The following is an 11,515-nucleotide window of genomic DNA, read 5'->3' as shown; positions in this document are numbered from 1 at the left end:
ACAACTCGGCCGCCTGCGCTTCCGTCGGGTAGAAGCGGTACTTGAAAGCCCGCTTCACACACGTTGTGGTCACCCTCACAAACTAGTGAGGCCATACATAAAGACCAAACCTGCCGGACAGCGCACTGCGATCCGCCCTGCCGGCGAATCGCAGCCCCCTGCCCTGCTCCGCAGGAGTCCGTTTCCTCTCCGCCCTGAAGGACGGAGTATCCACGGAGGAAACCCGATGAACGGCGCCGCACCGGGCCTGCCGACCGAGGCGTCCGGTGCGGCCGCCCGCCCAGGTAGGGTCGCCTCCATGACCGAGTCCACCGACGCCCCCAAGAGCCGGCCCGCACGCAAGCGCCTGCACTACGGCGAGGGCCGGGAAGCCCTGCTGAACGCCGCCGTGCGTGTGGTGGCGCGGGGCGGCCTGCGCCGGCTCACCTACCGGGCCGTCGCGGAGGAGGCCGGGGTCACCCACGGCCTCGTGGTGCACCATTTCGGTTCGCGCGATGCCCTGATCGAGGAGACCCTCGCCCACACCATCCGCACCTCGCTGAGCACCAGTGCGCTCGAACCGGGCACCGGCAAGGTCGCGGACTTCTCGGCGGGGTTGTCGGAGATGGTCACGGCGGATCCGGACATCCAGGCGTTCCAGTACGAGCTGCTGCTGGAATCGCGCCGCCGCCCGGAGCTGCTGCCCCAGATCCGCGCACTGTACGACGAGTACTTCGACGCCACCCAGCGCGAACTGACCCGCATGCTGCCCGCCGGCGCGGACAAGGCACTGACCCGGCTGGTCTTCGCCGCGCTCGACGGCCTCGTACTGCACCAGCTCGTCCTCGGTGAGCCCGAGGTCACGGATGCCGCACTGGAAGAGCTGCGCTCCTTGCTGAGGCTCCTCGACGCCGATGGTGACGGTGCTGGCGACCGTACCGCCGAGGACGGCTGAAAAGCCCTCTGACCTGCTTGTTCCAAGGCTCCGGACGTTCCGTGTCCGGAGCCTTTCGCTGTTCGGCGCCAGGATCTCGTTTGATTCCGTACGAGTAAAGAGTTGGTTACGGCCGCCGGAATCATTGACGCAGCTTTCCAGATGGATAATTCTCGCCTGCATGGCAGGGACCGTCCGCGGCCGCCGTGCATCCCTAGGAGATCCCCATGGCCTTCGAGGCTCCCGCAGCCGAGCTGCTTCCGTTCCGCGACCCCGGCTACCGGGCGAACCCCGCTCCGTACTACGCCCGGCTCCGTGCGGAGGCGCCCGTCTACCGGCATCCGATCGGCGTGTACGCGGTGTCCCGCTACGAGGACGTCGCGAAGTTGATCCGCAATCCCACCCTCAGTGTCCGCAAGCTCGATTTCGGCGTGGCCGACCCACTGCACGACACGGTGCTCGGCCAGGACGCCCCCGACCACACCCGGCTGCGCCGCATCACCAACCGCTGGTTCACGCCCAAGGCGGTCGAGGAGTGGGCCAAGGTGATGCAGGCGTCCGTGGACGCCGTGCTCGACAGGGCGGTCGAGGCGGGCGGCACGCTCGACGCGGTCGACGACCTCGCCCTGCGCTCCACCTTCGAAACCATCTGTCACATCTTCGGTGTCGAGCCCACGAAGATGCTGGAGATCCAGAAGGCCACCTACGACATCGGCGTCAGCCTCGGGCCCGGCTCCGACGAAGACGACTGGCGGGTCACCGGCGAAGCCTTCGAGTGGTACGAGCGGCACAACCGCGCCCTCATCGCCCACAAGCGCGCCCACCCCGGCAGCGGACTGATCGACCACTTCCTCGCCGAGCAGGACGCGGGGAACATGACCGAGAACGAGGTCATCTTCTCGATCCTGCTCTTCTTCGCCGTCGGCCACCTCGACATCAAGCACCTCATCGTGCAGGGCATCCGGCACATGGCCGAACACCCCGAGTACATCGGGATCTACCGCGACCAGCCGGACATCCGGCCCGGCTTCATCAACGAGGTGCTGCGCATCGAGACCCCCGAGCAGATGGTCTCCCGGCTCACCACTCAGGAAACGGTCATCGGCGACACGACCGTACCCGCCGGCGAGGTCCTCGTCCTGCTCATCGGCTCCGCCAACCGCGACCCGGAAGCCTTCCCCGACCCGGACCGCTTCGACCACAACCGTCCGGCCGCCGCGAGCCAGCACCTGGCCTTCGGCTCCGGCCAGCACGGCTGCGCGGGACAGGTGCTCGCCCGCGCACAGGCCGACGTCGTCTTCACCACGCTGGTCAACCGCTTCAGCGCGATCGAACTCGCCGGTGAGCCCACCTTCACCCACACCGAGTTCCTGCGCAGCATCGCCCACCTGCCGATCCGGCTGCGCTGACCGCACGCCGGCCGTTCCTCCCCTCAGTACACAGCACAGCACCACGCTCAGGAGTCATCATGCGCGTCGAAGTCGACCTCAAGAAGTGCCAGGACCACGGCCAGTGCGTCTACGCCGCCCCCGAACTCTTCGCCCTGGACGAGCAGGGACGCCTGTCCCTGCGGAACGAGGCCACCGAGCTGTACACGGCGGAACTGGACGCGGCGAACGTCGACGAGGTGCAGGAAGCCGCGGACGTCTGCCCGCTGCAGGCCATCACGGTCCACGAGTGAGCCGGTTACGGCCGTGTAAGAAGCAGGGCGGTGGCGGAAAATCATCGCTCAACCCCTTGTCATGTGGATAGTTCCACCTCCACTATGAGGCAACTCGTTTGGCTCCAAAATAAACCTCCTTCGCTCCGCTCCCTGGCAGGTGATCCCCGTGGACAGTCAAACGGTCCAGAGAAACCAGACCGTGCAGGACGAACCCACCGCTGGCCGACTCAAGCCCAACTCCCTCGGCGTCCTCGGCATCCTCTTCTTCGTCCTCTCCGCACAGGCCCCCCTGACCGGCATCGCCGGGGCCGTGCCCATCGCCGTCGCCATCGGCAACGGCGCGGGTACGCCCGCCGCCTATGCCGGGGCCGGCATCGTCATCCTGCTGTTCTCCGTGGGCTTCGTCGCCATGGGACGCCATGTCGTGGACGCCGGCGCCTTCTACACGTACATCGGCAAAGGCCTCGGCCGTCCGACCGGCTCCGGCAGCGCCGGTGTCGCGCTCTTCGCCTACTGTGCGGTCCAGGCGGCCATGTACGGGCTGTACGGATCGATCGTCAGCGCCCTGGTGGAGCAGTACACCGGTCTGAACGCCCCGTGGTGGGTCTGGACCCTGGTCACCATGGCGATCGTCCAGGTCCTCGGCGCGGCCGGCATCGAGATGGGGGCCAAGGTGCTGGCCGTGTTCGTCCTGGCCGAGTTCAGCATCCTGCTCGTCTTCGCCCTGGTCACCCTTTTCAAGGGCGGCGGCCCCGAGGGGCTGGGCTTCGCCGACAGCTTCTCGCCGCACGCCGCGCTCCAGGGTGCTCCCGGCGTGGCCCTGATGTTCGCCGTCGCGTCGATGTTCGGCTTCGAGGCCACCGCCATCTACGGCGAGGAGGCGCGCGAGCCCCGCAGGACAGTGCCCCGGGCCACGTACCTCTCCGTCGCCGTGATCACCGGCTTCTTCGCCTTCACCTCGTGGATGCTGGTCTCCGCCCACGGCGCCTCCCGCGCCACCGCTGAGGCCGGCAAGGCGCTGGCGAACGGTGACGCCACGGCATGGGTCTTCGCACCGATCACCGCGCAGTTCGGCGCATGGGTGGGCGACGTCCTGCCCATCCTTCTGGCGACCTCTCTCTTCGCAGGCCTCCTGGCCTTCCACAACTCCGCCAACCGCTACCTCTTCTCCCTCGGCCGCGACGGCCTGCTGCCCCACGGGCTGACCGCGATCAACCGGCGTCACTCCCCGTGGGTGGCGGGCAGTGTGCAGACCGTGCTCTCCCTGCTGCTCGTCATGCCCTTCGCGCTGCTGGGCAAGGACCCGGTGCTGACCCTCTTCTCGTGGTTCAGCGGGGTGGCCGTGCTGGGGATCATGCTCCTGTACTTGCTGACCTCCGTGTCGGTGGTGGTGTTCTTCCGGCGCGAGCGGCTGGACACCCGCCCCTGGAACACTCTGATCGCCCCCATCCTGGGCGCACTCGGCATCGCCGGTGCGATCTGGCTGATCCTGGCCAACTTCACGACCCTCATCGGCGGCGACTCGACCACGGCGACCTGGCTCGAACTCGCCGTCCCGGCGGTCCTGGTCCTCGGTGTCGTCATCGCCCGCGTGACGCGTGACCGGGCGACGGACCAGGTCTGAGGAGGCTGCTTCTCACGGTGTGACCGGTCCGGTTCCCGCTCTCCCGGGACCGGGCCGGCCATGTCCGGCTCCCACCCGCCCGCGGAGGGCTTATTCCCTCCTGTGTTCACGGACCCGTGGGATCGATCCGTGAACTCTTGTGGCGGCCGAGCCCCCACCATATCGTTTGGAATCAAATAAAATATCCGGAGGTTCTGCATGCTGGACATCACCCACGAGGAATGGCTGCGCCGGGCGAAGGCACTGGACCTGGCCGGCGCGCATCACATCGACGGTGTCGACGAGGGCGGGGGAGGGGCGACCTTCGCCGCCGTCTCGCCCCGCGACGGCCAGGTGCTGACCCAGGTCGCCGACGGGGGCACGCAAGAGGTGGACGCGGCCGTGGCCGCCGCCCGCCGGGCCTTCGACTCCGGCCCGTGGCCCCGCCTCGCACCGGCCGACCGCGGCCGGATCCTGCTGCGCATCGCCGACCTGCTCGAAGAGCACCGCGAGGAACTGGCGTTGACCGTCAGCCTGGAGATGGGCAAGCCCATTACGGACGCGTACGCAATCGAGCTGCGCGCCGTCATCAACACCTTCCGCTGGTACGGGCAGCTGGCCGACAAACTCACCGACGAGTCGCCCCACACCGCCCCCGATGCACTGGCGCTGGTCACCCGGGAGCCGGCCGGTGTCGTGGGCGCGGTGGTGCCGTGGAACTTCCCCCTGACGCTGGCCGGTTGGAAGGTGGCCCCGGCACTCGCGGCGGGCTGCACCGTCGTACTGAAGCCGTCGGAGAACTCTCCGCTCTCCGCCCTGCTGCTCGGCCGGCTCGCCACCGAGGCCGGCCTGCCGCCGGGTGTGCTCAACGTGGTGGGCGGCAAGGGACCCGTCGCCGGGCGAGCCCTCGGTCTCCACCCCGACGTCGACGTCCTGGCCTTCACCGGCTCGACCGCCGTGGGCCGTCACTTCCTGCACTACGCGGCCGACTCGAACCTCAAGCGGGTCTGGCTCGAACTCGGCGGCAAGTCCCCCAACCTCATCTTCCCGGACGCGCCCGACCTGAAGAAGGCCGCCGCCACCGCCGCCTGGGGCATCTTCTTCAACCAGGGCGAGATGTGTACCGCTCCCTCGCGGCTGCTGGTGCACTCCTCCATCGCCGAACAGGTTACCGACGCGATCGTGGCGCGGGCCCGGGAACTGGTCGTCGGGGACCCGCTCGACCCGGCGACCGAGATGGGCGCGATGGCCGGCGAGAGCCACCTCGAACGGGTCCTCGGCCACATCGAATCCGGCCTCGAGGAAGGCGCCCGCCTGCGCGTCGGCGGCGGCCGCACCCTGGCCGAGACCGGCGGCAGTTTCCTGCGCCCCACCGTCTTCGACCACGTGCGCCCCGGCATGCAACTGGCCCGCGAGGAGATCTTCGGCCCCGTCTTGTCCGTCCTCACCTTCGACGACGTCGACGAGGCGGTCCGGCTGGCCAACGACACCGAGTACGGCCTCGCCGCGGGCCTGTGGACCTCCGACCTGTCGACCGCCCACCAGGTCTCCCGCGCGCTCAGGGCCGGCACCGTCTGGGTCAACTGCTACGAGGAGGGCGACCTGACCGTCCCCTTCGGCGGCATGAAGCAGTCCGGCAACGGCCGCGACAAGTCCGCCCACGCCCTGGAGAAGTACACCGAACTGAAGACCACCTGGATCCAGCTGTGACCCGACCCCTGATCGCGATGCCCGCCCGCTTCGCCGCGACGACCTCCGCGCTGCGCTACGCCGCCGAGGTCAACGCCCGCGCGCTGATCGAGGCGGTGTGGCGGGCGGGTGGCGAACCGGCGAGCATCCACCCCGCCTCCGAAGACGTGGCCGAGCGTCTCGCTCGCTTCGACGGCGTCCTGCTCCCCGGCGGCGGAGACCTCGCCCCGCACCGTTACGGCGCAGCCAACACGCACGAGAGCGTCTACGACGTGGACGACATCCAGGACGACTTCGACATCGAGATCGCCCGCCAGGCCATCGACGCGGGCCTGCCGCTGCTGGCCATCTGCCGAGGCCTCCAGGTCGTCAACGTCGCCCTCGGCGGCACCCTGGAGCAGGACATGGGCGGCCCGGAACGCGAGCACCGGCATGTCGTCCACCCCCTGGCGATCCAGCGCGGCACCTTGCTGGAGCAGGCCACCGGCGCGCAGAAGATCGAGGCGTCCTGCTACCACCACCAGCGCGTCCACCGTGTCGGCGTGGGACTCGCGGTCTCCGCGCGCGCGGCCGACGGCACCGTCGAGGGGCTCGAACTCCCCGGTGTCCACGGATGGTTCACCGCCGTCCAGTGGCACCCGGAGGACACCGCCCACGAGGACCCCACCCAGCAGGGGTTGTTCGACGCCCTGGTCCGAGCCGCCCACGACAGACGCTGACACCGCAGATGACATGCTTCGGCAGCACCAGGCGACCGAAGCCCCCTGCGGGACACCGCGCCCGACTATGACCGCCGCCACCGGATCTCCGTGCTCGCGCAGGCTGTTCCCACGCCGGCCCGCGGGTGGCACAAGCGCTGGCCGCGATGCGGACGCCTGGTTCTCGCCGGGTTGGCCGGACGGCCACGGATCCCTGGGGGTGCCCTCGCGCTCTGCCGCCTCGCCGCCGAGGCGCGTCCGGGCGATCCGACGCCCTGAGTGGGCGCGCCGGCGGCACTGCGGTCGCCGGGGCGGCCCCGTGCCGAGCGCGCACCGCTCTGGGAGGAGATCCGCGCGTGTGATCCGTGGCACCGGCAGGCGCATCTGCAGACCCTGGGCTGACTGTCCCCGGAGGCGCAGGGGAGCAGAGCGCGTCGCGGGACTTCCTCGACGACGTCGCCGTCATGCCGCCGGACGCTCCGGCGGCATGCCTTCCGTTGACGGCCGCCGTACGGCAGTACCACCGCGACGTCGACGGAGGAGGAGTCCGAGGGCTGGGGCGAGCCACTACCGGACACAGCCGAACGTCGCACGATGGGTGGATCAGGCGCTGATCTCCTGGCTGAGCCCCGGTCACCTGCGCCAGGCCGCTGCCGTCGCCGACCTCGGGCTGCTTGCCTACTGACTGGTGCGCGCCGGCCGCACCGGGGACGGCCGCTCGGCCTTCACCGTGATCGACGGCCTGATGACGCCCTGGCCAAGGGGCCACGGGGGAGAACCACTGGAGCGCTGCACCTTCTACGCCGACCGCCTGTGATCGTGCGGACGGCTCGCCGGGCCTGTGGGCGGGGGGCAGATGGCGAGCATGCGCGCGTACTGCCTGGCGGCGATGCCGCCGGTGCCTTGCCCGCCAGCGCGCGCACGGCTGTGGGACCGAGCCCGAACAGGCTCGGCCCCACAGCTTTCCCGTCAGGGCCGGCCGCGCTCGGCGGCTTCGACGATGTTGGTCAGCAGCATGGCCCGGGTCATCGGCCCCACTCCGCCCACCGGTGGGGCCAGGGAGCCGGCGACCCGGTCGACGTCCGGGTGGACGTCCCCGAGGATGCCCTCCACGGTCCGGGTGATACCCACGGACAGGACCGTGGCGCCCGGCTTGATCCAGTCGGGCCCGACGAGGTGGGCCACGCCTGCCGCGGCCACGACCACGTCGGCGACCCGGGCGTGGGCCGCGATGTCCTGGGTGGCCTCGTGGCACAGGGTGACCGTGGCGTGTTCGGTGCTTCGGGTCAGCATCAGGCCCAGCGGACGGCCCACCGTGATGCCGCAGCCGATCACGCAGAACTGTCTGCCGGTGATGGCCACCTGGTTGCGGCGGAGCAGGTCGATGATGCCGCGGGGCGTGCAGGGCAGCGGCCCGGGAATGCCGAGCACGAGGCGCCCGAGGTTCGCCGGGTGCAGTCCGTCGGCGTCCTTGGCGGGATCGACGAGCTCCAGTACGGCGTGGGTGTCGATGTGGGCCGGCAGTGGCAGCTGGACGATGAAGCCGGTGCAGGCCGGGTCCGCGTTGAGCCGGAGCACGGCGGCCTCGACGTCGGCCTGGGAGGCGGTGGCGGGCAGCTCCACCCGGATCGACGCGATGCCGACCTGGGCGCAGTCGCGGTGCTTGCCGCCGACGTAGGAGTGGCTGGCCGGGTCGTCGCCGACCAGGATGGTCCCCAGGCCCGGGGTGACGCCCTGTGCCTTCAACGCCTGGACGCGGAAGGTGAGTTCGGCCTTGATCTCGGCTGCCGCGGCCTTGCCGTCCAGCAGCGTCGCGGTGGTCATGGTCGTACGAGCCTCTCGGGTCAGGAGAACACGACGGTGCGGGAGCCGGTCAGCACGACCCGGTCCTCGGCGTGCAGGCGCACCGCCCGTGCCAGGACGACCCGTTCGACGTCCCGGCCGATGGCGACCAGCTCCGGCGCGGTGTGCCGGTGTCCGACGCGCACGACGTCCTGCTCGATGATCGGGCCCTCGTCCAGGTCGGCGGTGACGAAGTGGGCGGTGGCGCCGATGAGTTTGACGCCCCGGTCGTGGGCCTGGTGGTACGGCTTGGCGCCCTTGAAGCCCGGCAGGAACGAGTGGTGGATGTTGATGACCCGCCCTGACAGCTTGCGGCACAGGTCGTCGGAGAGGACCTGCATGTAGCGGGCGAGGACCACGAAGTCGACCCGGTGTTCGGCGACCAGCCGCACCAGCTCGGCCTCCGCCTCCGGCTTGGTGTCGCGGGTGACAGGGAGGTGGACGAACGGGATGCCGTAGCGCTGCGCGACGGGCGCCAGGTCGGGGTGGAGACGATGAGCGGGATGTCGATGGGCAGTTCGCCCAGGTGCCGGCGGTAGAGGAGGTCGACCAGGCAGTGGTCGAACTTCGACACCATCAGCAGGACCCGGCGCCGCTGCTGCTCCGGCCGCAGGGACAGCACGGGGTCGAAGCGCGCGAGGCGCAGGGAGAGCTCGTCCCGCAGGCTCTCGACGTCGGCCTGCGGGGTCTCCAGGAGCACCCGGATGGTGAACGTGCCGGTGCCGGGATCGGAGAACTGGGCGCTCTCCAGGATGTTGCCCTTGGCCTCGGTGATGCCACCGGACAGGGCGTGCACGATGCCCGGCTGGTCGGGGCAGCTGACGGTGAGGATGTAGCGCTGCATGGCTGCGGTGCCTTCCTGCTCAGGCCCGTACGCGGGTGCGCTCGGGGTCGTACACGGGGGTGGGCGTCACCGTGGCGTCGGCCTTGGAACCGTCGGCGGCGACCGCGGTCAGCGCGGTCCCCGGCTTCACCGCGTCGCGGTGCACGCGGGCGAGGCCCAGGGTGGCGCCGTCGAGTACGGGCGAGGGCACGGCCATCGTCACGTAGCCGACGTCCCGTGCGTCCAGCTCCAGGCGCGCGCCCTCGGCCGCCTCGGGGGCGGCGTCCACGACGACGCTGACCACGCGTCCCTGTGCGGTGCTCTTCTTGGCGAGCAGCGCGTCGCGGCCCTGGAAGGGGCCCTTGTCGAAGTCGATCGCCCAGCCCATCCGGCACTCGAACGGGGTGACGGTGTGGTCGTACTCCAGCTCACCCATGATCATTCCGGCCTCGGTGCGGCACGTCAGCAGGGCGAGCGCGCCCGCGGCCTTCACCCCGAGGCCGGCTCCCGCGTCGAGGACCGCGTCCCACAGGTCCAGCGCACGCTCGCGCGGCACCTGGATCTCGTAACCGAGTTCGGCGGTGAACCCGATCCGGCTGACCTGCGCACCGATGCCGGCGACCGGGACGTCCTGGACGAAGGTGTAATAGGGGAAGGCGGCGTTGGAGACGTCGACGTGCGTGAGCCGCTGGAGAACCTCGCGGCTGCGCGGTCCCTGCAGGGCCAGTACGGCGAACTCGTCGCGACGCTCGGTGACCGTGGTGCCGTCGGAGGCGTGCGCGGTCAGCGATCGCTGGGTGGCGGGGTTGCCGCCGGTGACGACCACGTGGCCGGGCGCGAGGACGGCCACGGTCACGTCGTCGACCATGAAGCCGTCCGCGTCGACGACCACGCCGTAGGCGATGCGGCCCTCGCCGAGCCCGCTGACGCTCCGTGAGAAGACGGCGTCGACGGTGGCGAGCGCGTCCTCGCCCTCGATGTGCCACTTGTAGAGCATCGAGTAGTCCAGCGCACCGGCGGCCGTGCGGAACGCCTCGTACTCCTCGGCCGGGTCCGTGATGTACAGGGGCACGGCATGGCCGTAGACGTCCATCCACTCCTCGACGCGGTCGTCGTACCGCGGGGAGAACGGGGTGCTGCGCAGTCCTTCGGGCAGGGCCATGGGAGCTCCAGTGAGGCGGAGGAAGTGAGGCACCGCCGAGAATCTATCCATTCGGATAACTTGTCAATAGGATAGTTTTGCTTGTCAGGGTGCGCAGGGGGAGAGGGATGGGGGGTTGCATGACGGATACGGCGGTCGATGAGGGGACCGGCGGCCACGACAATCGGCCGGGATACGGTCAGGGACGGGAAGCCTTGATGGCCGCGGCCGTCAAGGTCGTCGCGCGAGGGGGCCTGCGGAAGCTGACGTACCGGTCCGTGGCTGCTGAGGCCGGTGTGACCCACGGCCTCGTGGTCCACCACTTCGGATCACGTGACACGTTGCTCGAAGAGGCTTTGGGCTGGGCTGTGCGGCGCAGCATCGAGACGTCGTCGCTCGTGCCCACCAGTGGCCGGCTGGAGGACTTCGCCGCGACGCTGGCCGCGTTCATCGCCGCTGATCCGGATCTGCAGGCGTTCCAGTACGAGCTGAAGCTCGAATCCAGGCGGCGGCCGGAGCTGCGCCATCACGTCGACCTGCTCTACGACGCCTACCGTGATGCCGTCCGCGAGGCACTCGCCTGCTTCGGCGTGTCGCAGGAGATGACGGAGATCGTCTTCGCGGCCCTGGACGGCCTGGTCTTCCACCAGGTCACATCCGGCGCACCGGAGCGCACCGCGGAGAGCATCGAGGCCTTGCGCCGGCTCCTCGCGGCCCATCGCGCGCAGGCGTTACCGAGGGCGCCCGGCGTGCATTGAACGAGCCGAAGCTGGATGTGGCGACGCGTAGCGTCGCCGAATCGTTCCAGCGGAGCTGGATTCAGCTGCTCCGTCCCGCTGTCAGTGACTGGTGCCAGCGTCCGGATCGTGCAGCTTCGGTATGCCTTCCGTCTCGACCCGACGCCTGGTCAGCGCATCGCGCCGGCCAGGGCGTTCGGATGCGCACGGGTGGTGTACTCGATGGCCCGGGTTCGGCCAGGTGCAGACGCCGCCCGGGAACCGCCACCGCCACCACGGCAGGGTGCGGCTGCTGACGGACGGGGAAGGTGGCGAGGGGGCGGCCGGGGGGGCCCCCGCGGGGCGCGGCCCCGGCGGTGTGTGGAGGGCCGGGTGGGATAGGTTGGGGGGGGGGGCGGCGGTGGCC

At 70.2% G+C, this 11,515-nt stretch carries 12 protein-coding genes and 1 pseudogene; 9 read left to right on the top strand and 4 right to left on the bottom strand.

The window, feature by feature from the left end:
* Positions 1–58, bottom strand: a 58-nt coding sequence (locus ABT254_RS46290) for a helix-turn-helix domain-containing protein (RefSeq protein WP_351482365.1), incomplete at its 3' end; no start/stop codon positions are given.
* 240 nt (positions 59–298) lie between these two features.
* On the opposite strand from ABT254_RS46290, the gene ABT254_RS46285 reads away from it, so the two are divergent.
* From ABT254_RS46285 to ABT254_RS46255, 7 genes are all read left to right on the top strand, one after another.
* Positions 299–934 carry a TetR/AcrR family transcriptional regulator gene (locus ABT254_RS46285; RefSeq protein WP_351483732.1) on the top strand — a complete coding sequence of 212 codons (636 nt, stop codon included), beginning with the start codon at positions 299–301 and terminating at the stop codon, positions 932–934.
* Between the two features lie 206 nt (positions 935–1,140).
* Entirely contained in the window at positions 1,141–2,322 is a 1,182-nt protein-coding gene (locus ABT254_RS46280) for a cytochrome P450 (protein ID WP_351483731.1), read from the top strand.
* A 59-nt stretch (positions 2,323–2,381) separates the two neighbouring features.
* Positions 2,382–2,594 carry a ferredoxin gene (locus ABT254_RS46275; RefSeq protein WP_079307264.1) on the top strand — a complete coding sequence of 71 codons (213 nt, stop codon included), beginning with the start codon at positions 2,382–2,384 and terminating at the stop codon, positions 2,592–2,594.
* 148 nt (positions 2,595–2,742) lie between these two features.
* The gene (locus ABT254_RS46270) at positions 2,743–4,200 is read left to right on the top strand and encodes an APC family permease (RefSeq protein ID WP_351483730.1); all 1,458 of its coding nucleotides are present in this window, start codon (positions 2,743–2,745) and stop codon (positions 4,198–4,200) included.
* Between the two features lie 198 nt (positions 4,201–4,398).
* Complete coding sequence (locus ABT254_RS46265) at positions 4,399–5,889, top strand: aldehyde dehydrogenase (protein WP_351483729.1); 1,491 nt, start codon at positions 4,399–4,401, stop codon at positions 5,887–5,889.
* The gene (locus ABT254_RS46260; RefSeq protein WP_351483728.1) at positions 5,886–6,587 is read left to right on the top strand and encodes a gamma-glutamyl-gamma-aminobutyrate hydrolase family protein; all 702 of its coding nucleotides are present in this window, start codon (positions 5,886–5,888) and stop codon (positions 6,585–6,587) included. Before ABT254_RS46265 ends, ABT254_RS46260 begins: the two co-directional genes overlap by 4 nt.
* 667 nt (positions 6,588–7,254) lie before the next feature.
* A complete protein-coding gene (locus tag ABT254_RS46255; protein ID WP_351483727.1) occupies positions 7,255–7,383 on the top strand; it encodes a hypothetical protein in 129 nt (42 codons plus the stop codon).
* Between the two features lie 152 nt (positions 7,384–7,535).
* On the opposite strand, the gene ABT254_RS46250 is transcribed toward ABT254_RS46255, so the two are convergent.
* From ABT254_RS46250 to ABT254_RS46240, 3 genes and pseudogenes are all read right to left on the bottom strand, one after another.
* Entirely contained in the window at positions 7,536–8,390 is an 855-nt protein-coding gene (locus tag ABT254_RS46250) for a bifunctional methylenetetrahydrofolate dehydrogenase/methenyltetrahydrofolate cyclohydrolase (protein WP_351483726.1), read from the bottom strand.
* A gap of 20 nt (positions 8,391–8,410) precedes the next feature.
* Positions 8,411–9,252 (bottom strand): annotated as a pseudogene (gene purU, locus ABT254_RS46245) (formyltetrahydrofolate deformylase).
* A gap of 19 nt (positions 9,253–9,271) precedes the next feature.
* A complete protein-coding gene (locus tag ABT254_RS46240) occupies positions 9,272–10,393 on the bottom strand; it encodes an aminomethyl transferase family protein (RefSeq protein ID WP_351483725.1) in 1,122 nt (373 codons plus the stop codon).
* 119 nt (positions 10,394–10,512) lie between these two features.
* On the opposite strand from ABT254_RS46240, the gene ABT254_RS46235 reads away from it, so the two are divergent.
* Together ABT254_RS46235 and ABT254_RS46660 are read left to right on the top strand one after the other, a co-directional pair.
* On the top strand, positions 10,513–11,130 hold the full coding sequence (locus ABT254_RS46235; protein WP_351483724.1) for a TetR/AcrR family transcriptional regulator: 618 nt from the start codon (positions 10,513–10,515) through the stop codon (positions 11,128–11,130).
* Positions 11,131–11,145: 15 nt separating this feature from the next.
* Positions 11,146–11,490 (top strand): helix-turn-helix domain-containing protein, encoded by a 345-nt coding sequence (locus tag ABT254_RS46660; RefSeq protein ID WP_502972156.1) that lies wholly within the window; start codon positions 11,146–11,148, stop codon positions 11,488–11,490.
* Positions 11,491–11,515 lie beyond the last annotated feature (25 nt).

The sequence above is a fragment of the Streptomyces sp. NPDC001137 genome (assembly GCF_040298885.1).
Classification (GTDB): domain Bacteria; phylum Actinomycetota; class Actinomycetes; order Streptomycetales; family Streptomycetaceae; genus Streptomyces.
This window is presented reverse-complemented; position numbering and strand designations above follow the sequence as displayed.